The 25,927-nt window shown below is 54.2% G+C and carries 21 protein-coding genes; 15 read left to right on the top strand and 6 right to left on the bottom strand.

Going from position 1 to position 25,927, the window contains the following annotated elements:
- Positions 1-234 precede the first annotated feature (234 nt).
- The 5 genes from HY913_21965 to HY913_21985 all read left to right on the top strand — a co-directional run bounded on the left by HY913_21965 (position 235) and on the right by HY913_21985 (position 6,191).
- Positions 235-1,830, top strand: coding sequence for an arylsulfatase (locus HY913_21965; GenBank protein MBI4965961.1), 1,596 nt, complete (start codon positions 235-237; stop codon positions 1,828-1,830).
- 116 nt (positions 1,831-1,946) lie between these two features.
- Positions 1,947-2,966, top strand: coding sequence for a haloacid dehalogenase-like hydrolase (locus HY913_21970; protein ID MBI4965962.1), 1,020 nt, complete (start codon positions 1,947-1,949; stop codon positions 2,964-2,966).
- A gap of 94 nt (positions 2,967-3,060) precedes the next feature.
- Positions 3,061-3,837 carry a mechanosensitive ion channel gene (locus HY913_21975; protein MBI4965963.1) on the top strand — a complete coding sequence of 259 codons (777 nt, stop codon included), beginning with the start codon at positions 3,061-3,063 and terminating at the stop codon, positions 3,835-3,837.
- 123 nt (positions 3,838-3,960) lie between these two features.
- A complete protein-coding gene (locus HY913_21980) occupies positions 3,961-4,929 on the top strand; it encodes a nuclear transport factor 2 family protein (GenBank protein MBI4965964.1) in 969 nt (322 codons plus the stop codon).
- A complete protein-coding gene (locus HY913_21985; protein MBI4965965.1) occupies positions 4,926-6,191 on the top strand; it encodes a hypothetical protein in 1,266 nt (421 codons plus the stop codon). The genes HY913_21980 and HY913_21985 overlap by 4 nt, the downstream gene beginning before the upstream one ends.
- Before the next feature lie 87 nt (positions 6,192-6,278).
- Here the strand turns inward: HY913_21985 and HY913_21990 are convergent, their stop codons facing one another.
- Positions 6,279-6,839 carry an ankyrin repeat domain-containing protein gene (locus HY913_21990; protein ID MBI4965966.1) on the bottom strand — a complete coding sequence of 187 codons (561 nt, stop codon included), beginning with the start codon at positions 6,837-6,839 and terminating at the stop codon, positions 6,279-6,281.
- Positions 6,840-7,079: 240 nt separating this feature from the next.
- Between HY913_21990 and HY913_21995 the strand changes: the two genes are divergently transcribed.
- The 4 genes from HY913_21995 (at position 7,080) to HY913_22010 (ending at position 15,817) form a co-directional block, all read left to right on the top strand.
- Complete coding sequence (locus HY913_21995) at positions 7,080-10,019, top strand: bifunctional proline dehydrogenase/L-glutamate gamma-semialdehyde dehydrogenase (GenBank protein MBI4965967.1); 2,940 nt, start codon at positions 7,080-7,082, stop codon at positions 10,017-10,019.
- Complete coding sequence (locus HY913_22000) at positions 10,016-12,214, top strand: hypothetical protein (GenBank protein ID MBI4965968.1); 2,199 nt, start codon at positions 10,016-10,018, stop codon at positions 12,212-12,214. Before HY913_21995 ends, HY913_22000 begins: the two co-directional genes overlap by 4 nt.
- A gap of 65 nt (positions 12,215-12,279) precedes the next feature.
- Positions 12,280-14,493, top strand: a complete 2,214-nt coding sequence (locus HY913_22005; GenBank protein MBI4965969.1) for a hypothetical protein — start codon at positions 12,280-12,282, stop codon at positions 14,491-14,493.
- A gap of 124 nt (positions 14,494-14,617) precedes the next feature.
- Positions 14,618-15,817, top strand: a complete 1,200-nt coding sequence (locus tag HY913_22010; GenBank protein MBI4965970.1) for a 2-hydroxyacyl-CoA dehydratase — start codon at positions 14,618-14,620, stop codon at positions 15,815-15,817.
- Between the two features lie 146 nt (positions 15,818-15,963).
- Here the strand turns inward: HY913_22010 and HY913_22015 are convergent, their stop codons facing one another.
- The 3 genes from HY913_22015 to HY913_22025 form a co-directional block, all read right to left on the bottom strand.
- Positions 15,964-16,173, bottom strand: coding sequence for a YgiT-type zinc finger protein (locus tag HY913_22015; GenBank protein ID MBI4965971.1), 210 nt, complete (start codon positions 16,171-16,173; stop codon positions 15,964-15,966).
- A 290-nt stretch (positions 16,174-16,463) separates the two neighbouring features.
- Positions 16,464-17,510 carry a heat-inducible transcription repressor HrcA gene (gene hrcA, locus HY913_22020; protein ID MBI4965972.1) on the bottom strand — a complete coding sequence of 349 codons (1,047 nt, stop codon included), beginning with the start codon at positions 17,508-17,510 and terminating at the stop codon, positions 16,464-16,466.
- Positions 17,511-17,666: 156 nt separating this feature from the next.
- On the bottom strand, positions 17,667-18,479 hold the full coding sequence (locus HY913_22025; protein MBI4965973.1) for an inositol monophosphatase: 813 nt from the start codon (positions 18,477-18,479) through the stop codon (positions 17,667-17,669).
- Positions 18,480-18,786: 307 nt separating this feature from the next.
- Between HY913_22025 and rpsP the strand changes: the two genes are divergently transcribed.
- The 6 genes from rpsP to HY913_22055 all read left to right on the top strand — a co-directional run bounded on the left by rpsP (position 18,787) and on the right by HY913_22055 (position 21,811).
- Entirely contained in the window at positions 18,787-19,044 is a 258-nt protein-coding gene (gene rpsP / locus HY913_22030; GenBank protein ID MBI4965974.1) for a 30S ribosomal protein S16, read from the top strand.
- Between the two features lie 64 nt (positions 19,045-19,108).
- On the top strand, positions 19,109-19,339 hold the full coding sequence (locus HY913_22035; GenBank protein MBI4965975.1) for a KH domain-containing protein: 231 nt from the start codon (positions 19,109-19,111) through the stop codon (positions 19,337-19,339).
- A gap of 60 nt (positions 19,340-19,399) precedes the next feature.
- Positions 19,400-19,906: a 16S rRNA processing protein RimM gene (gene rimM / locus HY913_22040; GenBank protein ID MBI4965976.1), complete on the top strand. Its 507-nt coding sequence runs from the start codon at positions 19,400-19,402 to the stop codon at positions 19,904-19,906.
- Positions 19,899-20,657, top strand: coding sequence for a tRNA (guanosine(37)-N1)-methyltransferase TrmD (trmD, locus tag HY913_22045; GenBank protein MBI4965977.1), 759 nt, complete (start codon positions 19,899-19,901; stop codon positions 20,655-20,657). The genes rimM and trmD overlap by 8 nt, the downstream gene beginning before the upstream one ends.
- Complete coding sequence (rplS, locus tag HY913_22050; protein ID MBI4965978.1) at positions 20,651-21,010, top strand: 50S ribosomal protein L19; 360 nt, start codon at positions 20,651-20,653, stop codon at positions 21,008-21,010. The genes trmD and rplS overlap by 7 nt, the downstream gene beginning before the upstream one ends.
- Before the next feature lie 102 nt (positions 21,011-21,112).
- On the top strand, positions 21,113-21,811 hold the full coding sequence (locus tag HY913_22055; protein MBI4965979.1) for a ribonuclease HII: 699 nt from the start codon (positions 21,113-21,115) through the stop codon (positions 21,809-21,811).
- Between the two features lie 47 nt (positions 21,812-21,858).
- Here the strand turns inward: HY913_22055 and HY913_22060 are convergent, their stop codons facing one another.
- Entirely contained in the window at positions 21,859-25,191 is a 3,333-nt protein-coding gene (locus HY913_22060; GenBank protein MBI4965980.1) for an AsmA-like C-terminal domain-containing protein, read from the bottom strand.
- 310 nt (positions 25,192-25,501) lie between these two features.
- Entirely contained in the window at positions 25,502-25,831 is a 330-nt protein-coding gene (locus tag HY913_22065) for a transcription termination factor Rho (protein MBI4965981.1), read from the bottom strand.
- Positions 25,832-25,927 lie beyond the last annotated feature (96 nt).

Raw genomic sequence — 25,927 nt, forward strand, 5'->3', positions numbered from 1 at the left:
CGTCAACACCACGGGCGCCCCTTCAGGGGCGCCCCCTTCATTGTGACAGTTCCATGATCAGTGGAAGAGGCCACCAAAGAAGAGTTCTGAGGGCGGCTGTCCGTGATCACCGCATGGTTGATTGGAAAAAGGAGGAAATGATAGTCAGAAAATAATTTCCTTGAGATTGGGGAGCAAGTTAGGAAAGAATTGGCGCTAGTGAGTCAAATTAGGACCTCGGAAAGGAGGACGGTGGTGGAGTTGCGCAAAATTGGATTATTGGTTCTGTTGTTTGTGGGAGTGTTCACTCTCGGTTCTTCCGTGGCGCCCGCTCAAGAAAAGAAGGCTCAGCCGGCCTCGGCCGCAGTCAAGAAGCCGAACATTGTCATGATCATGACCGACGATGTGGGCTGGGGTGACTTGGGCGCGTACGGCGGGGGTGTCATGCGCGGGGCGCCGACTCCCAATCTGGATCGTCTCGCGGCCGAAGGTATGCGCTTCGTCAACTATTACGGTCAGTCCAGTTGCACAGCGGGCAGGGCTTCGTTTATGACGGGCCGTATCCCCATCCGCACTTCTCTTTCGTCCGTCCTCGTCCCGGGAGACCCAAACGGCCTGACTAAAAAGACTCCCACAATTGCCCAGTACCTTAAGCAAGCCGGGTACACCACTGTGCAGCTCGGCAAATGGCACCTGGGCGACCGGCCAGAAAATTTCCCCACTGCAAACGGATTCGATGAGATGTATTACATGCTCCCGTACTACGCGGGGGTCTATGCCTACGACTACTTGCCACTACATCCGAACTTTCCTTCGAATGATCAACGGTTCATGGCTGAGTGGAGTCAGGCGAACCTCGCCATGTGGGAAGGAAAGGCGGGAGAACCGCCCAAAATTGCAAAGAAAAAGTTCGGCTATGACGATCTGGCCACCGTCGACGACGAAATGCGGGCCAAGGCCATCGAGTGGATCAAGCAGCATGCCAAAGACGATAAGCCGTTTTTCGTCTATTTGAACTTCGAGAAGGTCCACAACCCCAACAACCCCTCCCCGCGCTGGAAAGGCAAGTCGCCGGGCGGCGGCATATATCTGGACGCGCTCATGGAACTCGACGACAACTCCGGCCAGGTCGTTGAGGCGATCCGTGCCCTGGGGATCGCTGAAAATACCATTGTCATATGGACTACGGACAACGGCGCTTGGATCGATGCTTGGCCCGATGCCGGCTATACTCCGTTCCGCGGGATGAAGGGGTCATCGTTCGAGGGCGGATTCCGAGTGCCGGCAATCGCATGGTGGCCTGGCAAAGTCAAAGCCGGTTCGGTGAATACGGAAATGTTTTCACACATGGACTGGTGGCCCACTCTGGCCCGGATCGTCGGCCTGGAGCCGCCCCCCAAAGAGTGGAAAGATAACGAAGGCCAGCCCATCATTTTCGACGGGATAGATCTCAGCGATTCGCTGCTCGGAAAGGGTCCGGGAAAGCGCGAAGCTTTCATTTACTTTAACGACCAGTCATTTGGCGGGGTTCGCGTGAAGAATTTCAAGGCGCTGTGGACAGCCAAGGATACTTGGCTCGGGCCGGACCTCTTCATGAAGACCCCGGCAATCTATGACCTTCGGTGGGACCCCGGTGAGCAGTACGACATGCTCTTCAACGGAGCCGCTCCGACCCGCGGGGACCTCAAGTCTTCGCCGGGCCGGTTCTCCGGGTCCGACAACGGCTGGATGGCCCTCTTTGTCGGGGGAGTTGCCGCGGAATTCTTCGAAGGGCTCAGGAAGTTCCCGAACATTCCGTACCAGCCTTATGGCCCTGGTTTCACCGAGATGATTCCGTCTCAGTACAAGTAACCTTACCAGATCCGTGCCAGTCCCATTCGGCCACGGAAGATTCAACTGCACATCACCTGTGGTCGGGAAGGGCGCCCCTCCCGACCATGGCTGTGCCATCACCCCGCAACGACAGGATGAGCACCATGAAGTCACCTCCTATCAGGTTAGTCGCCGCGCTGCTGGCGATCTGGCTGGTTACCACCGCCCAGGCTGCCGACCCGTTGCCCTCGTGGAATGACGGTCGTGCGAAGCAGGCGATCGTGAATTTTGTGGACCAATTAACCGATTCTTCTCGTGATACCTATGTCAAGCCCGAGGATCGCATCGCCACCTTCGACAACGACGGGACACTGTGGGTCGAGCATCCGCTTTACACCCAGGCTATGTTTGCGTTGGAGAGGGTCAGGACGCTGGCACCTGAACATCCACAATGGCAAACCACGGAGCCGTTCAGGTCGGTGCTCGAAGGCGACAAGGCGGCCATGGCCAAATTCCACGAACAGGATTGGGCGCAAATCATAGGTGCAACCCACGCGGGGATGACCACTGAGGCGTTTCTCGAAATCGCAAAGCAGTGGCTGACAAAAGGCGAGCACCCGCGTTTTAAGCGGCCGTACACCGAACTCGTTTATCAGCCCATGCTCGAAGTCCTGAATTACCTCCGAGCCAACGGTTTCAAGACCTTCATCGTCACGGGCGGGGGACAGGAATTCGTGCGCGCGTACGCAGCGAAGGTGTACGGAGTTCCGCCGGAGCAGGTGGTAGGATCGAGCATCGCGACAAAGTATGACTACCAGAAAGGCCAGCCCGTGCTCATGCGTGAGCCCAAGGTGTTCTTCATCAACGACCGCGCGGGTAAACCTGTCGGCATCAATCTCTTCATCGGAAAGCGCCCATACGCTGCCTTCGGCAATTCCGACGGCGATCGCCAGATGCTGGAATGGACCACCGCGGGCGCGGGCGCACGGCTCGGCATGCTCGTGCTGCACGATGACGCGGAGCGCGAGTATGCTTATGGACCTGCTGGCGGACTCCCGGAGACCAAGGTCGGCACGTTCCCGGTAGCGCTCATGGCCGAAGCAGAGAACAAGGGATGGATCGTAATCAGCATGAAAAAGGACTGGAAGGTGATTTTCCCGGCCGACACCAAGTGAATCATCTCCAACTGAATACTTCATGCGAATGGCCCCGCAGGGACATGGAAAGCCAAACCGCGGGCCGGCCGCATAATCCTGGAGGAGAATCCTTATGTGGGAACGGTTTCAAGGACAACTACTTCATACGTTGGGGATTTATGCCTGGAAAGTTGCCGCGGCCGTCATCATTCTTGTAGTCGGGCTTTGGTTGGCCAAAATCATCAGGAACACGATACATCGAACCCTCACCTCGAAGAAGGTGGACCCGACTATCGTTGGTTTTGTCGACAGTGCCGTCGAGGTCATCTTATACGGCCTGGTGATCATCGAGGTGCTTTACAAGCTGGGGGTGGAAAGCAGCTCCCTGATAGCTCTTATCGGGGCAGTGGGTTTTGCCATCGGGTTCGCCTTAAGGGGACACTTGGCCAATGTTGCCGCAGGGTTGCTCATGATCGTCTTTCGGCCATTCAGTCTCGGACAGGAGATCGAGGGCGGAGGATCGGCCGGAACAGTTGAGAAGATTCAATTGATGAGCACCGAGATTCGTACGGCCGACAATTTGACTGTAATTCTCCCGAACTCCAAGCTCATGTCTGACAAAATCGTCAACTATTCCAGTAGAGACACGCGACGCTTGGATATAATAGTCGGAGTGAGTTACAAGACAGATCTCAAGAAGGTCCGAGAGGTTTTGCGAAATTTAATCGACGAAGACGATCTTATCCTAAAAGAGCCGGAACCGAACATTACCGTCAAGGAACTTGGAGACAAGAGCGTGAAAATTGAAATCGGAATTTGGGTAAGATCCCAAGATTATTGGAAAGTCAAGGTCGCTATGAACGAAAAAATTAAGGAACGCTTTGATTCCGAAGAAATCCAGTTCCCTTGAACTCCCAGGCATGACCGGTCTTGCCCAAAGAAAGGTTTGGTGCGGAGTCACCCGGGTTGTTTTGGGCAAAGAGGGAATCCTGCACCAGAATTGGACATCTAAAACACTAAGGAGAAACTGTTCATGGCTCTTCGAAATTACGAGCACCCGGAGGAACGGGCGATGGCTAAAATACTGGTGATTGTGACAATTCTAGTGGCAATCTTGGCTCCAGCCGCTTCTGAAGGACAGCAAAACCCAACAGCTGATGAAGACGCTATCAAGCAAGCTGTCCAGTCGTACGTTGAAGCGTACAACCGCGGGGATGCCGCGGCAGTGGCGGCCCATTGGAGCGATGATGGCGAATATGTCAGTCCTTCGGGCGAATCCTTTAAAGGACGCAAGAAAATTGAGGCTGCGCTGAAGGCTTTCTTCAAAGAAAACCAGGGGCTGCAACTTCAAGTCACTACTGCCTCCCTGACGTTCCCATCTAGGACGCGTGCCGCAGAGACCGGCACTGCCGTTGTCACTCGACCTGGCCAGACCCCGGAAGAAACTCGATACGCTGCAACCTACGTGAAAAAGGGTGCCCAATGGAAGCTGACAAGTGTGAAAGAGGAAGAAGCTCCTGTAATAGCACCCAGTTACGAACATCTCAAGGACCTGGAGTGGCTCATCGGAGAGTGGACCGACACGGACGAGCACTCTACGGTAGAGACGACTTATCAATGGGCACGAGATAAGAGCTTTATTACCTCATCGTTCACTGTGAACGTGCAAGGCCGCTTAAACATCGAGGGGGCGCAAGTCATAGGGTGGGACCCTGTGAAGAAAACCATCAGATCATGGGTATTTGACTCTCATGGCGGATTTGGAGAAGGCGTCTGGACTAAGCAGGGCAATCAATGGCAGGCGAAATCCTCCATTGTGCTTGCTAGTGGCGAGAAAGCTTCCGCCATCAACATCTTTACTCACGTGGACGACAACACGTTCACCTTTCAATCCATCGGACGCGAAGCGGGCGGCGAACTTCTGCCGAACATCGAAGAAGTGACGGTTGTTCGCAAGCAACCTGCGCCTCAACCAGCCACAAGTAAGCGAGGTGGACGATGAAAAGATTTTTAATAATATCGCTAGGTTGTTTGTTCGTGCTTTCAGTGTCAGCCTCGGAGATAATGGCTCGCGGGGGATTTCGTGGTGGTGGTGGCGGCGGCGGATTTCGAGGGGGAGGCGCGGCTTACGGTGGGTTCCACGGCGGGGGAGCAGCTGTCAGGACCCCGTCCATGAGTCGGTCGTCATTTGACCGCGTTTCGACTTATCAACCAAGCAGGCCTGTAAGCCGGCAGGCAACGCCCAAGCAGCAGATCGCCACGCGACCCGCAACAAGGCCGGAAGTGGGCACAAGGCCCGGGGGAGGCCTTCCGGGAGACCGAATGAGCAGGCCCACGCAGGGGCAGGTTCAGCAGTTTCTCCATTTGCCGCCCGGTAAAGGTTCCGATTTGGCCAAATTGGGGGGCGCCGCGGCTGCAGGAGCCCTGGGTGCTGAGGGAGCACGGAGACTTCTTGAAGGACAAAGACCCGGTGGCTTGGATAGACCTGCGGGCGAACGTCCCGGCGCGGGTATCCGACCCGGCGAGCCGGGCAGACCGTCCACCCTTCCGGAAAGGCATGTTAGTAACCAGATTCGAGACAACTTGCAGCACAAGTACGACCACGCATTCACTCCCCAGTGGTGGAAGGATCATCCAAATGCCGCCCGAGCCCATTGGGATAATCACCATCATCCCTGGAATCACTGGTGGCGCGCGGCAACCTGGGGCGCTATAGCCGGTTGGACTGCCGGAGCCGCTGCGTCTTACGGTGATCCCATCTATTACGACTATGGAGAAAACGTCTATTACGATGGCGACGACGTTTATGTTTCCGGTAGCCAAGTGGCCACAGCACAACAATATTATCAGCAGGCCAGCGACATAGCGACTGCAGCCCCGGAACCCACAAGTACTCCGGAAGACGACTGGCTCCCTCTTGGGGTTTTTGCCTTGAGTCAAGGCAATGCAGCGGATTCAAACACGGTGCTTCAGCTTTCTGTGAACAAGCAAGGTGCAATTTCCGGGACGTACTACAATACAACCACTGATACGGCTCGTCCTATCAAAGGCATGGTCGACAAGAAGTCTCAGCGGGCCGCATGGACGTTTGCCGACGGCAAGAACACAGATATCATCATGGAAACAGGGATCTACAATCTGACGCAGGACCAGACGGAGGCATTAGTTCACTTCGGCAAAGACAAGACGCAGCAGTGGCTCATGGTTCGGCTTCATCAGCCGGAGGACAAGCAGCAAGCGGACAAGAAGGCCCAGGGTTCGTGATATTGATTTGCAGTGAAACTTGGAACATCGCAGCGAAGAAGCCCTGACCTCCTCGGGCAGGGCTGCACCGCGCCAAGATAATGCCTATTACTTCGCGCCTCGCTCTTTTAACAATTTGGCGACTTCTTCGTGTTTGTATAGCGTGGCTTCGCTTAAGGCCGTTTTGCCTGCCTTGTCCTTGGCGTTGACGTCCGCGCCCTTTTGGAGGAGGAGATCCACCACCTGGATGTGCCCTTGGTGGGCTGCCGCCATTAATGCCGTGGTTTCAGTTTCTTTGTCCCTGGCATTGACATCCGCGCCCCTGTCCAACAGCAACTTGACCACTCCGACTTGACCGTTTCGTGCGGCCAATATCAAAGGAATCGGGGCCTTAATCAGGGCCTCTTTGGCCTCAGGCCTTTCCGATGCTTGGGGTGCCACTGTTTTGAACTTCTCCAGCAATGCGCCCGATCCGATCTCCTTGGGAAGCCCTATGGGCTTGCGAGCCTCGGGTTTGGACTCCGCAGCCGGTTTGGCCTTTGGGGTTTCGATCGCGGATTTCGTATAATCGTAAATATCTTTAGCAAACAGCGCTCCAAGTGGCACAAGAATCCAGAGAAGAGCTTTCAGGCCCCAATCTCGCCATGTTTGCGGTTTTTCTACGATCATGGACTGTTTCCCGGCAGATATTCCCGTCTTCTTACGCTCGGGAAGAGATTGCATTCTTCGCGTCAGCGGTCTAACTATAAACCAATTAGCCCGAAGACCCGGCCGTGTCAAGGCTGGGCCGCGGGAGGTCGTGTTTATTGGTTTGGAGAGATGCTGAGGGAACCTAATTGCAGGAAGGCCTTTCCGGAACATTCCCTTTATAGCCGCGAGATTGCTCGACAAGGCAATGAGGTGCGATTCATGGTTCGAGACTTGGAAGACTCGGTGAGAAAGATAGGACGCGAAATTTACTCACTGATGACCCAGGAAGTCCCCTCCATCTTCGATCGGAAGACATGGAACGGACGGCTGATGGAATGGGCCATGAAAGATGAGGACGTAAGGGTCCAGTTATTCAGATTTGTGGACGTTCTGCCTTGTCTCAAGTCCGACGCCCTGGTGGTGAGAATGCTCAACGAATATTTCGAGGGCGTAAAAGACAATCCACTGCTCCAAGGACTTGGGCGTGTTTCAACCATGCTCCCGCGCATTTCCGCAAAGGTCGCCCGAAGGAGTGTAGAGTCCCTGGCTGCTCAGTTCATTGCCGGACGAGACCATACGGATACCCTCAAATCGGTTCTGCGTCTCAGGGACCAGGGGATTGGATTTACCATCGACTTGTTGGGTGAAGAGGTTTTGAGTGAAAAAGAAGCGGCCGTATATGTGGAGAGGTACTTGAACTTGCTCAATTCTCTCAGCCCGGAAGTGCTGAACTGGCCGGAAATTCACACGCTTGACGCGGACCAACACGGGCCATTGCCTAGAATAGACATTTCTCTGAAGGTGTCCTCCTTCTATTCTCAACTGGACCCAACGGACTGGGAAGTGTCCATACAGCGCGCAAAGGCCGGACTGGCCCCTGTAATCAAACGAGCTGTGGAATTGGGCGCAGCAGTCACGATTGATATGGAACAGTATTATTACAAGGATCTGACGATTGCTGTTCTGAAAAGCTTACTCGAAGAACACAGCGGTCTATCCTTCGGCGGAATAGCCCTCCAAGCGTACCTGCCCGAAACGAAATCGGATCTTTTGGGAATAATAGAATGGGCGAAACTGAACAACAGACGAGTGACTGTCCGGCTAGTGAAAGGGGCCTACTGGGACTATGAGACGGTGATAAACCGCCAGAAAGGATGGCCGGTTCCGGTTTTCCTCCAAAAGGAGAAGACGGATCGGAACTTCGAAGATCTGACGCGTATTCTGTTAGAAAATCCCCAATATGTTCGGCCTGCTATCGCCACCCACAACATAAGGAGCATCAGTCAGGCCATAGCAGTAGCGAATTCTCTCGGCCTGCCGAAAGAGGCTCTAGAGTTCCAGGTGATCTACGGTATGGCGGAACCGATCCGTTCCGCCCTGCAAAAGATGAATTACAGAGTGAGGGCTTACACCCCGGTGGGAGCACTCATCCCGGGAATGGCATACCTCATCAGGCGGCTACTTGAAAACACGTCCAACGAGTCTTTCTTAAGAAAATCCTTCTCTGAAAAGCTGCCGTTTGACGAATTGATAAAGGCCCCCCAACCGCCGGAGGAACCGGCGTCAGATGAAGTCCCCGACCGTGATTTCGCTAACGAACCGGCCACGGACTTTTCCCGCAGCCAAAATCCGCAGCGCATGAAAGAAGCGCTCCAAAAGGTCAAGAAGGGATTCAACAAGACTTACCCGCTCCTCATAGGCCATGACGAAGTCTGGAAAGACAAATACAGCCTGTCGTTGAATCCCGCAGCGCCTGTTGAAGTCGTTGGCAAGGTAGGTGTCGCGACAAAGGACGACGCGGAAAAGGCGGTCCACGAGGCGACGCGAGCTTGGAGAGAGTGGAGCAAGACCCCAGCAGAAGGCCGGGCCGCGTACCTTTTTAAAGCAGCGGAAGAAATGAGAATGCAGCGCTTTGAACTCATGGCCCTGGAGGTTTACGAGGTAGGCAAGACATGGGCGGATGCCGACGGCGATGTAGCTGAGGCAATAGACTATCTCGAATACTATGCACGGGGGATGATAAAGCTCGGACAGCCAAAGATCCTGGGGAATTATCCCGGTGAGGCTAACGAATACCTTTATGAGCCGCGAGGCATAGGCGTGGTCATATCTCCCTGGAACTTCCCCTTGGCCATACCTACCGGCATGGTGTCTGCGGGTCTTGTAGCAGGGAACTGTGTTATCTTTAAACCCTCCGGACTCTCGCCGATCCTCGGGTGGAAGCTTGTCGAAATCTTCAGAGGAGTAGGACTGCCGGCTGGTGTTCTGCATTTTGTTCCAGGCCCCGGAGCAGCGGTTGGGGAATATCTGGTTGCCCACCCTGGAGTGGACTTCATCGCGTTTACAGGCTCCAAAGAAGTGGGGTTGAATATTGTGAAGCTCGCAGGCGAGACCCATCTCGGGCAGCGGAGCGTGAAGCGAGTGATCGCTGAAATGGGCGGCAAGAACGCCATCATAATAGACGACACGGCGGACCCGGATGAGGCGGTGAAAGGGGTCCTTGAGTCGGCGCTGAGTTTTCAGGGCCAGAAGTGTTCGGCATGCTCCAGGGCCATAGTGGTGGGAGACCTGTACGAAGAGTTTTGCGACAGGCTCAAGGAAGCTATGGTGAGCATAATGATCGGGCCGCCCGAAGATCCGCAGACCTACATGGGCCCTGTAGTGGACGAAGCAGCCAAGCGAAAAATCCTGCGCTACATAGAGCTGGGGGAAACCGAAGGTAGACCGCTTCTCAAGAGAAAGGCGCCGGAGGAAGGATGCTTCGTGGGTCCGGCGATTTTCACGGATGTGAGTCCCAACGCGAAGATTGCACAAGAAGAGATATTCGGACCTGTGTTGATTGTTTTCAAGGCCCCGAACATAGAGAGGGCCATAGAAATTGCCAACAGCACCCCATATGCGTTGACAGGGGGCATATTCTCGAGAAGTCCCGGCAATATTCGGAAAGCCAAGGCCGAGTTCATGGTCGGCAATCTCTACATAAACAGAAAGATTACCGGAGCCTTAGTAGGGCGACAGCCTTTCGGGGGATTCGGGATGTCCGGGGTCAGTTCCAAGGCCGGCGGTCCTGACTACCTGCTCCAATTTACAAATATCAGGAGCATCAGCGAGAACACCTTGAGGAGAGGATTCGCACCAAAGGCGCCGGAAGCATCATGACTGTTACGGGAGAGCATGAACAGCCGTCTGACAAACGCGGGCGACGGGTGAATTCGTCGTCCTCAACCATCAATGATGTTGGCCGGTTCTCCAAATTGATCGGTTTGGCCTTGGCAGCGGTGGCTTTTATCTGGCCGCTGGTGTATTTCTATCGACTGCTGATTCCCGGCCGTTCTTTTTCCCTCACTATCGGAAATGATTTCTATTGGTTTTACAAATATAAAGCGTATCTGCTCGATCTTCTGGTAGACGGGCGCTTTCCGCTCTGGTCCCCGTCCGAAGGAGGAGGCTTCCCTTTTTTTTCCAGTCCGTTCGCTCAGGCTTTGTACCCTTTCAATCTGCCGTTGTTTCTTTTCTCAAACGCTGCCGGGGGGTATTCAGTTTTCGACCACCAGGCCTTCACCGTGCTGGCCATGTCGTTCTATGCGCTGGGGCTGTACCTGTGGCTATCACGATTGGTGTCCAACAAGCGGTCCGTGATCTTTGCTGTTCTGGTGGTCGGCGTGAGCTTCAAGTTGGCCGAGCTTGTTCGGTTCCCTCATGCCGCGCATGCAGCCGCATGGATGCCGTGGCTGCTTTACGGAACCACTTTGGCCGCGGAAGACGGGAAAAGACTCGCTGCTTCCCTGGTCCTTTTCGTCAGCAGCTTGCTGATGTTGACCGCTGGGTACCCGTATTACGCGTACTACTGCCTGTTTCTTGTCGTTCCTTACGCTGCTTTTCTCTTTTTCCCCACCACCGGACGCTTGATTCGTCTCGAACGCCCGGGGCCGATAGTTGATCGACGGGGTTACTTGGGCACTATCGCGGTCCCTGTTGTAGCGGCTACCGCGCTTTGTTCGCCGTACCTTTATAAGATGGTCGACCTTATGCGTCAGACCACAGGCCGCGGCGGCATGAACTATGACTATTCCACTTCGTATCCGTTTCATTTTGCCGACACCATAGGATCGCTTATCTTCCCACCCTTGGCGTCGACCGAAGGGTGGTACTATTTCAGCATATTGGGCCTGCTTCTTATTGTTCTGTTCGTGGCAACGAGCTTCCTGATCAAGCAAACGTCAAGCCTCACCAAGTGGTTTGTCTTTCTTATGCTAGGTTGGGCTGCCGTCATTTCATACATTTCCTATGGCAGGGATTCTTATCTTTTCGACTTGCTCTGGAGCTATTTGCCGGGGTTCTCACAATTGCGAGCCTGGGGAAGGCTGAATATAACTCTGTTGCCGATAATCGCGCTTCTGTTGGCCAGGTCTTACGGCAACCTTGAGGAACTACTGGGTCGGTCGAAAGGGGCCGACAAAAAACGCTCGACACTCTCGTGGGCATTGATAGTGGTTGCCGTCTCCGCAGCAACAATCATGGCAGCCCAGGCATGGTTATACGCACACAAGAGTTTCAACTTCTATTGGGGATACGCTTTTAGCAATTTCCAAGGCCACGAAGCCGTATTTATAATCGCGACTGCTGTTTCGTCCCTGTTGCTTGCCGGGTTGCTGATCCTAGCCATGCGGCGGCCATTGGGCTGGACTTGGACACGGCTGGCGGTACTTGTGGTATGCCTCGCCGCGGCCACAGCCGACATGCGTTATGTTGGCGCACAGCAATGGACTTATCCGGCTCCGCAAGAGTACGGAGCAAGGAAACGGCTAGGCATTTCCCAGGCCATAGGCCAGTCAATGTGGGCCGCTCGACATAATTTGCTGGACACAATTTCGCTGGACCGGCATTTCAACGCGGGGTACATGTGGGACTGGCACTACGATCGGTACACGTCTTTCCACGCTCGAGTCTTCTGGCCATATGATTTCTCGAAAATCGTCGGCCAGGAGGGGGAACTGCTGGGGATGCGTCGCCTACTGGGCATGGTCGATGGAACCAGAGTGTTCGTGTCAACCCGACTTGACCACAACACGGTCGGGGAGTTTTTTGAAGACTCGGACTGGACGGTTCGTCTGGTTAGCCCGCAGGTAACCGTGCAGGCCTATGACGGTGAGCGGCTGGAGCTTCAGGTTTCAACGAGTGGGTCGGTCTTCTTGAGCTTCATCGATAACTGGGACCCGGATTGGGTGGCCTTGGTCAATGGCCGGCCGGTCGAGATAGAGAAGCTTTTCGGCACTTTCAAGTCGGTTCGACTGACTGCCGGCACGAGCCAGGTTGAGTTCCTATACCGGCCGTTCTCGCTGAAGAAGCGGTGACACGGTTTTCGGACGCGGAAAGCCTTTTTCCGTCGGGTTGGTATTACGGAGACGACAGGATTCCAATGCAAGAAGAAGATGGATTGCGTCAAACCTGGAGTTACGCCAAGCTGACTGCAAGCGTCTTTTGCGCACTACTTGCACTTGCTTTGGCCGCTTTTTTTTGGATTTGGAGACTCGGGTTCCCGAATTATTCGATTTTGCCCCTCGTAAAGGTCCTGGTCCTCTCCCTGTTCGTTCTGTTTTTTCCCCACTGTTATCGACTACTTCGGAACCCGAAGGGCCCCCAATGGTATGCCAGCGAAGCCGCCATGGCATTGTGGGGCCTTCTGATGCTGGCGCTGGGCGGGCTTTTGTCGTCCCGCCTGGGCTTTACCTTGGGGCCGTTGTTTTACTGCCTTGGTGTTTCGGTCTTTGGCTTGGCCTTCATCAAGTGGCTGAGCGCCGGGGGAGTCGCGAAGTCGTGCCTGTTCCTCCTTTGCGCCTTGGCCGCCGCGGTTCCTATCGCGCTCATGAGCTTTTTTCACGTTTATCAGGACCCGTTGGTAGATGAGCTTGTGACCGTCGGGCTCGCACATAGAGACACGCTCATGCACGCGGCCATAACCGGGATGATACAGACCTACGGAATCCCCAGCACAGGCCTTGACGGCGTTCCCTATGTGCCTTACCACATGGGCTCGCACTGGATATTGGCTCAACTGTCAGCGCTGACAGACTTGCCTGTTCTCCAGATGGTCACTGTGGGCCATCTGGTATTTTTCGTCCCGTTCTTTTTGAACTGCATGTTGATTGCCGTGGTGGATCTGAAAAGCTGCCTTTCTTTCCGTCCGAACGGGTGGGACCTGAAGAGAGACTTTATTTTTTGGGCCGTACTGACCATAGTCTGCGTAGGCGTTTTCCCAGGCGAAAACGGAGTGTTGGCTTCCCAGTCGCAGGTCCCTGCCTTGGCTTTTTCTTTCATTTTCCTGTCACTTTGCCTCTTCCTTGCAGATTGGGTCGCGGGTGATCGCAGTCCGACCACGCCGGCGATGGTGGTTCTCGCGGTGCTCGCTTTACCCGCTTTGGCCTGCGTCATCGGCTTCTGCAAGGTGTCAATGATCGGCCTGTTGGGTTTGACGTGTTTCTATTTTGTGGCCAGGCTTCGGCTGTACAAGAACATCGTGGTGATGGCCGGTTTTGGGGTGATGATTGCAGGCCTGGTTGTCACTCTGAAGTTGACGGTGTTTCCATCGTCCGAGGGACTGAAGTTGGCGCCGCTTTACGCGATGAACTGGTATCCTTACTGGTGGCCTTTTTTTCTCATAACTGCGTTCACTTGGTCATGGCTTTTCATAGGATTGACTATCTGGAAGAAAAGGCTGGCGTCATTGGCAGGGATCCGGGGAGCGTTGCGCGACAACAAAATTCTTGATGCCGAGGCGGTCGTGGTAATGAGTGTCGGCGGCGCGATTCCCGCGTTGCTACTGGGCATCCCGGACGCCAGCGGTCTTTACTTTGTCGACCCCCAAAAGTGGTTGGCCGCAGCTCTTCTCCTTGCAAATCTGTCATCATTCACAGCCGATTGGTCTTGGACCGAGAAGCCGGCCGGAGGACCAGGCACATGGTTGAATCAAGTTCACCCGCAGGGCTTGGTGGTCTGCTTGATAAGTCTGATTCTGATCATCGCTGCATTGCTGAATTTGTGGATCGGGGTGACCCGGACGTTTTTGGGGGGCCAAACGCGGACCAGAATAGCGCTGCGTTCAGACGGCCAGATCGCCATGGAATTCACCAAATCCTTATCCGGACTGCCGGTCATTGAAATGGCCCGCAGATTTACGGCTCTTGCGCCTGATATTTTTGGCCCCATAGATCGTTCCTCATGGTCTGCGGCTAATCTGAAAAACAGCAAGGTAATTGCAGCTTTGAAGCAACTGGCTGCCCTTCCGGCAGACGAGAAACGGCGCTCGCTGCTGTTCATACCCAAAACAAACAGGCTGTACTGGGGGTTGCCTGCGACCGTGTGCAAAGCTTTGCCGTTTATCGCTCCGGCCATTACCGGCATAGCCATGATTGATGGCTTGCCCGGCAAGGAATGCACTGACACAAGAGGGTACGGTTATGAGATTTATGGCCCCCGTGGTGGCCCTCGACATCAGGGTTTGGACACCTCAGCCGAGTTGTGCGCGGCCGTGAGGCAAAAAGGGTTTTGCAGAGTAATAATTTTCGACAGCACGGCCAATGAAGAGATTGCCATTAGGACCGTAGCGTGCGATGATTGCACCGATTCGCGCTGAAGACGGACCAAAAGATTAACACGCATACGCTTCCAGGTAGAGAACTCATCCGGGAGGCTTTTTTTGTAAAGTTCGAGGAGACGCCGGCCGCCCCGGAAAACATATCAACAAAAAGGACGCACAAATGCAGCCCATCGAGTCCCTCAAGCAACTCAAACAGGTAAATGTCGATTACTACGGCGCCGCTCATATGGCGCGCCAGAACGGTAAGTTCATCGCTTATGTGAATGCCTTCACCCCGGTGGAGCTGCTTTACGCGATGGACATGATTCCCATTTATCCGGAGAATCACGCTGCTATTATCGGGGCTCGCAAGATGACTGTAGAATTGGCAACTGCCGCGGAGGGCATGGGATATTCCATGGACCTATGTGCGTACGCCAGGTGCGATATCGGCTCTATCAAAACCGGTATGAGCCCGACTTGGGGCCTGCCCAAGCCCGACCTTATTGTGATCTCAAACAGCCAATGCGGGACTCTTACCAAGTGGTTTGAGGTCCTGAGCCGGATGTACAACGCCCCTATGTTCCTGATCGATGTGCCTCACTCCGGCCGCGGGGAACGCGATGAGGCCGCGGAGGTTTATGTAAGATCACAGTTGCTGGATCTCGTGGGGGTCGTCGAGGGAATCACAGGCCGCAAGCTTGATAAGGACAGACTCCGACAGACGATCCTGCTTTCTCAGGAAGCGTCGGCTCTTTGGACAAGGGTCCTGGAGGCGGGAACAGCCAAGCCGTCACCTATAACGGTTTTTGATCAGTTCATTTCCATGGCGCCTATAGTTGCTCAGAGAGGCACGCAGGTTGCCGTGGATTTTTACCGCGAGCTTGTCCAGGAGCTTGAACAGCGCGTGGCCGCTGGAATTGGCACAATTGAGAATGAGCAGTTCAGGCTTTTCTGGGACAATCTGCCTATATGGCCGGAGTTGCGCCGCCTGTCCCTTTTCTTGGAAGAGCGAAAGGCTTCCCTGGTGACCTCATTGTATACCTGGGCATGGGCAAGGCTGGCTGTAGGAGAATCAGATCCTTTCACGGATTGGACCAAACAGTACCTCTACACAGCGAATCTGTATCTCGATAGGAGAGTCGAGCAGTATTTGGAATTGGCCCGTGAGTATCAGCTCGACGGGTTTCTCTATCATTCCAATAGGAGCTGCAAGTATGTTTCGCAGGACATTCCGGAGGTGAGGGCCGAAGTGACAAAGCGTTCCGGCGTCCCCGGCGTAATCCTGGAGGCGGACCACAACGACCCGAGGCTTTACAGCATCGAATCCCTGGAGACCCAAATAAGCAACTTCTTGGAATTGCTCGCTTCAAGAAAATGAAGCATTGCCCTATCTAGAAAAACAAGGGGCGAGCCGAAAAAGCTATCCTGCCTGGCCAAAATGCCACAAGTTCTCATGTTGCCCGACTGCTGTCTACCGCCCTGCGTATGCAGCGGCCCGGTTGCAGGGCCAGTTGGCTGGTGCTCTCATGCGTACTCGTACACTGGAGTCTCGATCACTCTGTCAGGCCTTTTCCTGCTCTTGATAATGGCCTGGATATGCTCCACTGTCTCAGGAGCGAAGTACTGCTCGCCCGTCTCCCTGCACACGCGTGCGGGGACGTTTTCAACCATGAAGAGCTTTCCACCATATTCCAGTGTGTAGGTCACTTTGGTATCTACCATTGTCTCTTTCATCCCGGAATTCCCTTCATCTCATTTCCTGATCCGAAAATCGATCCACAAGTCAAGGAAAGGGCTTGGCAATTTCCCGGTCGTATACCCTGTTGCGTTCAAGGTAGCACTAATCTGCTCAGCGCATTCGGATTTGCGATCAAACCGGCAAGGATGCGACGCCAATTGTAGGGGCGAGGCATGCCTCGCCCGCACGGGCGACACATGTGTCGCCCCTACCGCGCGCCTCACGCTGCCACGACGATCTGGGCGGTGGCATCTTGAACGCAAATTCGTATTAACGAGACTTGGTTTTAAGCGGCGTGTTCTATTATTCTTTTCATAAGGCGGGTTAGAATGCGCGCGGTGGTGTTTACGATCGGGACAACCCTCTGATAGTTCATGCGTTTAGGGCCGATGACGCCGATGCTGCCCAGGATGGTTTCTTCGGTTCGGATTGGATAAGCCACGATCGCGCAGGACTGGATCTCGCCGAGGCCATGTTCGGACCCGATCAGGATTTGAATTCCACGAGCTTCCAGAGTTTTATCAAGTATTTTGAGAAGGTTGCTTTTTTCTTCAAACGTGAGGAGCACTGCCTTCAGCGTCTCAATGTCAGCGAATTCAGGCTCGTCAATAATATTGGTCTGACCCTCGATGAATATGTCCCTTGTGACGTGCTGAGACAGGATTATGTGCCCTAATCTCAAGGCCTTTGCCAGCATCGCGTCAACTCTGGTCTTTTCACGGGCCAGTTCCTGTTCGATTTTCTCGCGGGCCTGCCGCAAGTCCAAGTCTTTGAGCATGTCATTGAGCACTCGGCCGTAGCGCTCCAGCGTTTCCTGCCCGATGTTGTCCTCGTCGAAAATCATTTTGTTCTGGAGGAACCCGCTCATGGACACCAGCACTACCAGGATCTTGTCGTCAGCTACCTTGATAAGGTCGATAGTCTTGAAAGTTTGCTCCGCCGCAGGCAAGGCTATCACCACTCCTGCCTGTTTGGAAAAAGCAGCCAGAATTGACGAGGATTGTCGCAGGACATCCCGCACGTCAAGTCCCGCGCCCTCTATCAGTGACCTTATCGCGACCTGCTGGGGCACATCCAAGGGTTCCGGTTGCACCAGGCTATCCACGTAAAAACGGTACCCTTGATCTGTGGGGACCCTTCCTGCGCTGACATGCGGTTGAGTAATATAGCCTGCCTCAGTGAGGTCACTCATCACGTTCCGGATGGAGGCCGCGGACAGGCCTATGTCGTCGTCCCTGGAAAGAGTTCTCGACCCCACAGGTTCGCCCGTGGCTATATATTCAACTATGATAGCCCTGAGAATTCTTTCTTCTCGTTTTCCCAGACCGTGCATGTACCATGCCTCTGCCGCGAAACCTTGCGTAAGATGCGACAACCAAGTTAGCGGTAGTGTTCCCACTCGTCAAGCAAAACAGTGGCCCGAAACGCATTCGGAAGGACTTACGGGGAGACCCTATTTCCGGGAAGGTTTTCCGCTAAACGGATTTCCTTATATGCGCTTGAAATACTTGACAAATGATTTGTGGCTCCCTTTAGGCGCCGCAATAAGGGGCTCTTCCACTCTCCTCCCGTCCATGTAATCACCCACGTGGAAAGCACGGCCGTCCAGGTAGGTGATCTCGCCCCCTGCGGCCTCCAGGATGATACTGCCCGCGGCCAAGTCCTGAACCGTCACGTTCTTGATCAGGCACGCGTCTGCAGCGCCTCTGGCTACATACGCCATGTGACCGGCAGAAGACCCGAAGTTCCTGATTTTACCGGGGAAGTTGCTGGTAAAGTCCTGGTGGAACCGTGAATAAACCAGCACAAGGCTTTCATTGTCCACGGAAGGGTCTTCCCTCACCTGGATGGCCTTGTCGTTCAATAGGGCTTCTCGACTTGCGTAAGCCGAGTAGAGTTCTCCGGTCACCGGAAGATATAGAAATCCCATGATCGGCCAGAACTTCTCGAAAAGCGCAGCGCTCACGCCCCACACGGGCATGCCTGCCTGAAAAGAGGCTGCTCCGTCCAGGGTATCTATAATCCACAGGAATCTACAATAGTTATCATCGGCCATTTGCTCCGCGGTGAGTTCCCTTAAAAAACAGTGCCCCTCAAAGCTGCCTTTGATTTTCTTCGACATCAGGTCCCATGCCGCATTGTCGCCTTCGGTCACCAACTCGTCATCAAATTTCAGGTGCCGATTCCCTTTGCCGTACATGTCCATGAGCAGAGCGCCGCTCTTTCTAAGAGCGTTCTCCACAAATTCCTTAAGGGTCCGGAGTTCCGGTTCACTCAAAGATTGATCCTTCTTCTTGGCCATTACTTACCTCATTGACAAAACCACGCTTCGGCTCAGGGGCCGATTTTGGGCCCGGACACGTGGTCACAATCGACCAACTCCGGTCAGGCCTTTGTCCCTGCCATTCGTGAATTTGTCACCGATTCAAAATAGAAGAGGTGGTGTCTGAGAATCCAGCCTGTAATTTACCGGCATGACCGGCTTGATGTCAAGGAAGACTGCGTACATGAATAACAACACGTTTTCCCTTGACAGTCCCGCGGCACTTGACTAATATTGTTCGATTATGATTTGAGGATTAATTTCCAGGCTGGAGGTGCGTCCATATATGGCCGTCAAAATACGCCTGGCGCGATACGGCGCCAAAAAGAAACCCTTCTATAGGGTCGTGGCATCAGACTCCCGATTCCCCAGGGATGGCCGATTCCTGGAAGTGCTGGGAACATACGACCCTAGAAATAAACAAAGAGGCATCAACGTCAGAACCGAAGATGTCGATAAATGGATCGCCAAAGGCGCGGAAATCTCCGACACCGTGCGGAGAATCGTGAAAGAAGCGAAGAAGAAAGCCACGGCCCAGAATTAATGCTCTGACCGATGTGGTTGTTCACAGTCCGGAGGAATCCCTTCCAGGGGAAGAGAGGGGACGAATGAAAAACCTGATCGAATACATTGCCAAAGCGCTTGTGGACAATCCCGACGAGGTATCAGTCTCTGAAGTGGAAGGCGACTCGGTCGCGGTAATAGAACTGAAGGTGGCCAAAACAGACCTGGGCAAGGTGATAGGAAAACAAGGCCGCACTGCCAGAGCCCTACGCACCATACTCAGCGCCGCTTCCACCAGGGCGGATAAACGGGCCGTCCTCGAGATCATAGAGTAGAGCGCGAACCAACAGGCCGAACGGGCAAGTGGGGCAGCCTTCTCTCATATTCAGCCACAGATGTCGCAAGAAACGTTCGTCGTCATAGGGCAGGCCCTCAAACCATTCGGGATACGGGGCGAAATCAAAATCAAGGTTTTTACCGAGACTCTGGAAGCATTTGACAATTCCTCCATCCTGATCTTCGGAGAAACCCCCCACCGAGTGGTGAGCGTTAGGGCCCATAAGACTTTCGCTCTGGTTGCGCTCGAAGGCATGAACACACCTGAACAGGCCGATACGCTTTCAGGGAGCCTCGTCAAAACCGATCGGGAAAACCTTCCTGCCAAGGAGGAAGACGAGTATTTTTGGTTTGAACTGATCGGGATGAAGGTCTCCACGGTGGATGGACGCGACCTGGGCGAGATTACCCAAATTACAGCCACCGGCGCCAATGACGTGATTCATGTGCAAGGAGCTTACGGTGAGGTCCTGCTTCCCATGATCGAAGACGTGGTGCTGGAAGTGGACACTGAAAAGAAAAAAATGGTCGTGGACCCTCTCGAGGGACTCATAGCCGATGCTTGACATAAGGATCCTGACCATATTTCCCAGGATCTTTGATTCGTTTCTCAGCTACGGCAATCCGGCAAGGGCGGCTGAAGCGGGATTGCTCAAAGTGGAAACCGTAGACCTGAGAGATTTCACCGAAGACCGGCATCGGAGCACCGACGATTATCCGTACGGCGGCGGAACCGGCATGGTCATGAAGCCGGAACCGATTGTGCGGGCGATACGTCAGGTGAAGGAATTGACGGCAAGCCCCAGAGTGGTTCTCATGACGCCCCAGGGCAGGCTTTTTGACCAGGCCGCGGCCGAAGAGCTGGCGGCGCTGGATAGCGTAGTCATCGTTTGTGGCAGGTATGAAGGGCTTGATGAGAGAGTCAGGTCCTTTGTGGACGACGAGATCTCAATAGGAGATTATATTCTCTCCGGCGGAGAGACTGCGGCGTTGGTCATCATTGACACGCTCAGCCGGTTGATCCCCGGAGTCCTTGGAGCAGACAGCCATATCGAAGGAGAGTCCTTCTACGAGGGGTTGCTGGAGTACCCTCAGTACACGAGACCGCGGGTTTTCGAGGGAATGGAAGTTCCGCCTATCCTGTTGGAAGGACACCACGAAAAAATACGAAAATGGCGAAAAAAACAAGCCCTGGCCAGGACGCTTGCCAGAAGGCCCGATCTTTTGAAAGGTAGGCCACTGGACGCTGAGGAGCAAGAACTCCTGGAGGAAGTCCGATCGGATGGTCAATATAGGGCGCATGGAGAAGAATCATGAACGTGCTTGAACAGATTGAAAAAGAGAACATGAGATTGGACCTCCCTGATTTCCGCCCAGGAGATGCGGTCAAAGTCCATGTGAGGATAGTGGAAGGAACCCGAGAAAGAATCCAGGTATTCGAGGGGACCGTGATCGCGATTAATCGGAAAGGGTCCGGAACCAGCTTCACCGTGAGAAAGGTCTCTTACGGCATCGGCGTGGAAAGAGTGTTTCCGCGCGACTCGCCTATGATCGACAAGGTGGAAGTGGTCAACCGAGGCCAAGTGCGCCGGGCCAAGCTGTATTACATACGGAAGCTCAGAGGGAAGGCCGCAAGGATCAAGGAGCGCGTTTACAGCGCTCCGAGGTAAAGCCAAACAAATGCATGCGTGGGAAAACTTCTTTGCATAAGAGTTTTCCCCCGCACTCCCTTCCCAAGAATTCCCTTAATTATTGAAAGAGGACCCGTTGCTTTGAGGAAGCCGAGTGACAGCTTCAGAGACTCATTCACGGGAACCGCTCACAAATTAACCTCGAAAAGTTCACCGTCCTCGCGATTCGAGGATGAGGCCCGTCGCTGCGGCGCCAGGCGCATCGCGGGCATTGACGAGGCAGGCAGAGGGCCGCTCGCAGGCCCCGTAGTAGCCGCAGCCGTTATCTTGCCTGTCGCCGATTGCATTCCAGACCTGAACGATTCCAAACTCCTCACCCCTGCAATGCGCGACAAGCTCTTCCAAAAACTCCGCGATTGCTCCGCGGCCTTCGGAATCGGAATAATCCCTTCTGAAACCATTGACGAGGTAAACATATACCAGGCCACTCTACTGGCCATGAAAAGGGCCGTGGCAGATTTGGGCCCTGCCCCCGATTATCTCCTGATTGATGGAAATATGCGCCTGGAAATGGACATTCCCCAAAAGTCAATAATCAAGGGTGATCGACTATGTTTCTCGATAGCCGCCGCGGGGATAGTCGCCAAGGTGACGCGCGATAGCATCATGATGGAATTGCACGAAAAGTTCCCCCTATACGGATTCGCTAAGCATAAGGGCTACGCCACCGCGTCTCATCGAGAAGCCATCATCAAACACGGCCCGTGCTCTGTCCACCGAACATGCTTCAGCGGGGTCAAGGAATTCATCGAGCCCCCGCTTTTTCGGTCCGACCACTGAGTTTTCATGGAAAACCCTTTGTGCAAAAGGGTCTCCCCTTATTCAAATTAATCCGGCTGTTTTAAGTTTTCGAATTCGAGGCGGACGTCAGGAGACGCGGACGGGCCTCTTACTCTGAAGGTGGTTGTGAGAATCTTCCCGTCTTTGGTGATCAGATTTCCGAACAGCCCTGAAACCAGGGTATCGAGTCCTACCAAGGGGGAGACATCAACCTTGAAGTCAACCCGGTCCTGGTCCCCGAAATACATCCCGGTGGAATTGATTCGTGCCGCGTCGGCCTCCAGCTTAAGGTCTTTGATCTTCCACTTGCTGTCGAATACTTCCATCTTCCATGTGAAGTGTTGATAGGGAAGCCCCTGGCTGAGGACGTCCGGCAAACGGCCTCTAAGCAATGACCCCAGGTTTACGAGGGAGAAAATCTTGGACAGTGTCTCGAAACGATGGACTGCGCCGTCACGCAATCGCACTTCCATGGTCCCGGTCTTGTACAATCCGTTGTTCTTCGGGCCAGTATCGCCCAGATTCCATTTCATGCGGCCCTCAACCAGGGTATCTCCCTCCACTTTTAGTCGGTTGGGATCCGACAACATCACGCGGTCCATTTTTAGATGATCTGCCTGGAAATCCAGTGTCAACGGCGTCTGGGTGTTCATCCGTATGTCGAACAGCGCTGAGCCCGTGATAGTTCCGTCCGCGTAGTTCATTTGCCATTTCGGCGACTTTATCAACCCGTTCGCGCCTTCGAACTGGGCCTGGAAATTTGAAAAAGTCCTTACTTCAGTCTTGCCTTTAGCTATTTTGACCAGGCCTGCGCCCCTGCTCCGGGCCAAAAACCTGAATACCGGGTTGACGCGAATCCATTCGCCCCACGTCATCTTAGGAATGTACCCGCGCGGAGCCGTGAAGTCTGTGGTATCGAGAAAAGAGGACTCGAGGTTTATATCGACTTTGGGGTTTTCGAAATCCAGGATGGACATGGTCCCCTGGATCAACGAGCTGCCGATTTTAGCTCTTTCCAGGGTGATGTTCATGGATTTTGGACGGCGATGAATGCTCCCTGTCAGGCCTTCCGCGCGTTTGTGAAACCCGGGAAGGCGCAAGGACACGTGGTTGAGCAGGAGATTGGCTTCCAGTGAAAGGTCCTGGAACCTGTCGAGGCTGGTCCTTATGACCGCATCTCCTTCCAGACGGCCACCGGGTTGAAGTTCCAAGTCAGGGTCAACTATGGACACCAATTCGTCGGTCTGAATGCCTTTGGGTGGGAGGTTCACTAAGATAGTGGCCCTTCTGTTGCCATTTACAGTTATCTTGGACGAGATTCGGCTCTGGTTGGCCACCAAATAGGCATCCTCAATGGTAAGGCCGTCGGGGCCCCGACTCCCAGAGGCCTCTATTTTCAGGGGAGCGCCCGGCTTCTTCTTAAGAAAAGAGCCAACGCGAAGGCTGTTGGCTTTCAGGTCGGCCCCGACGGAAAAATCCATTCTTGGGGCTTTGCCCTTCACGCTGAGGGACAGAGGCACATTTCCCCCGATCGCCCAGCCGCTGGGGAGCCACGCTTTCAGGTCGTGCGGGACCACTTTTATTTCGCCGGTGATCTCCGTGTGTTCCGGAGACGCGGTTCCGGTCAATTCTGCCTGGCTTTCCCCAATGAGCCCTTTGAGGCCCGAAAACGAGACGCTCGAACCGCGAAACCTCAAGGCGCCGTTGACCTTCTTCACCGGAAAGGGCAGGCCGCTCACGTTGCACTGAAGATCCTCCAGCATGACTCGGCCTTTCATACTGGGACGATCGAGACTTCCCTTGATATCCAGTGTAATCGCGATTCCCCCGATGGGGTCCTTGATCCACTGAAGCCATTGACCCGCGTGGCGAGCAATGACTGTGTTCTCCAAGATAGGCTTCAGATCCTGGGCTTGCGCGGTCATTGACAGAAAAAGGTCGCTGCGGGGAGACTTGTTCAGATCTTGTATCCAGCCGTTGAGGACAATGGGAGAGCTGCCGACGGTAAGGCTGATCCCATTGAACAGTATTTCGTCGGAGCTTAAGCGGACGTGTCCGCTGGCGCCGGCCACAGGCAGCCCGAGTCCGGGCACAAAGCCGGAGATTTTGTCGAGCAGGACATCCAGAAGTATGGCGCCCTGATTCCATTTGTGGAGAAAGTCCGAAAGCCTTCCCGTCCAGGAACCGCCGGTGACGATTATGTGTCCTTTCAAGCCGGCTTCCAAAAGTCGGTCGCGGTCCCCGATGTTAAAGAGGTTTAGGGGGATGAAGGGAAATAATTTCCCAAGCTCCAGATCCGCCTTCTTCAGGGCCAGTGTCAGGGTGGCGTCGGGACTGGAAATGTTTCCCAACTTGGCTTCTGCGGCCAGAGCCAGACCCGGCAAACTGACCTCCGGCAAGTCCGCTTGAATGCTTTCGCCCGAGCGTTCAACCTTGAAACGGACCCGCGCCTTGTCCATTTGGGCTTGGCGGAAAAAGATTGGGCCGGCGGCCAAGCCCACATTTGAGGCTTCCAAGATCCCGGCCACATTGCAGTTTTTCGGCTCGCCCTTTGCGGTGACATCCAGATTCACGGTTCCTGCAACTGCGGGCAACTCTTTTTTTACCCGCGGGACCAAAGCCTGGAATGGGAGCAGGGGAAAGTCCGTGAGCTGCACACGAACTTTGCCCCTCCAGTCCGTCTCCTGCCACGGCATCTCCGACAACTCTCCAGAGACGTGAAACGATCCGGTCCTGTTTCCCTCCGGAGCAAGTCCTTTAATAACAAAGCCGCCGGCCCCGCGAGGAGTCAGATCTGTGGCCGTTATTTCAATATTTGATAGGAGCACGCCCTCATCATCGAGGCGTCCGGCTGTACCCCTCCAAACCATTCTTCCATCGCTCAACTCAAAGCGCTTCACGACCGGCCAGAGCATTGCCGGCGGGATCCACGATCTTGGCCCGGCTTGCGGCTCTTTTTCCGGCTGGAGTTGTTCCGGGCCAAGACTCACTGTTGGGCCCACTATCCGAACTCGTTCGATTGCGATGGTTCCCTTGAGGATAGGCAGCAGGCGCATTTCCAGCATGATTTCGGGAACATCGATCACGACTTTTTCATCAGCCTTTTCGCGGACTTTGAGGCCTGTGAGGATAATTCTGGGGGTATCGAACGACAGCCACGTCAGGTCCACTGACGAAAATGAGATCCGTTTCTCGACCTCATTTTCCAGGCGGGGAATGACAAATCTGGCGATTTGTTCTCCGTCAAGGTGGTACCGTGCGTACAGCACCGCGGCCATCCCGATAACGAGGATGCACAAGAAGATCAGTAACAGGCAGGCTGCTATGACCCTCGGGACGGACGACCGTCTGGATTGTTTATTCGTTTTGTCGTGATCCATTGAGAGCGCAGAGGTCGCTTCCGGGAGCCCGGCGGTTCACTGGGCCCGCGCCTGGCTCCCTGCTGATTCGGACAGGACGCAAATGGATGGATATCGCAAATGGGCATTCAACGAAAGAAAAAAATCCTGTCTGATCACAGCCCAGTATATTGTGTGGTTAACCTATTTTCTAGTCCAAGACGGCTTTGAGCCGAAATTATTCGTACCGGGTTGGCTTCGCACGAACGAATTGCCCAGAATCCCGCGAAATCTCAGACCCCGGTGGATGCAAAGTTCGAAAACACTTACATGTCGCTGTCGGTAACGGCCTTCAAGCCTTGGTCTGCTTTTTGAGCCGAGATATTTTTCTCCTCAGGATGCTTATGCGGGACCGATCAGCCCCTTGCTCGCGTTCCTCTTCCCTTTGCTTCTTCAGGGCCGCTATTTTGACTTTGGTATCACGGACGGTTATTGCCTTTTTCTTTTCCGGAGCCGCGATGCCCTTTGCCTTCCTGAGCGCAACGAGCAATTCTTCCTTGTTCATTCCATGAACGCCTTGCAACTCACCGGCCTTTAAGGCTTCTTCCCTTAGCTCTTTTGTGGTCCACTTTTCCAGCGGCTTTTCTTTCTTTTCCTTTTGCTCTTTTTTCTTTGGAGACATTTCTCCTCCTGGCGGAGCTTATTATTCTTCGGAATCAAACTTTCATTATGAACAAAAGGCCGTTCAAATTCAAGCCCTTTCTAAGAGGACGGGTGA

Origin of the sequence: Desulfomonile tiedjei (assembly GCA_016212925.1) — a bacterium.
Classification (GTDB): Bacteria; Desulfobacterota; Desulfomonilia; order Desulfomonilales; family Desulfomonilaceae; genus JACRDF01.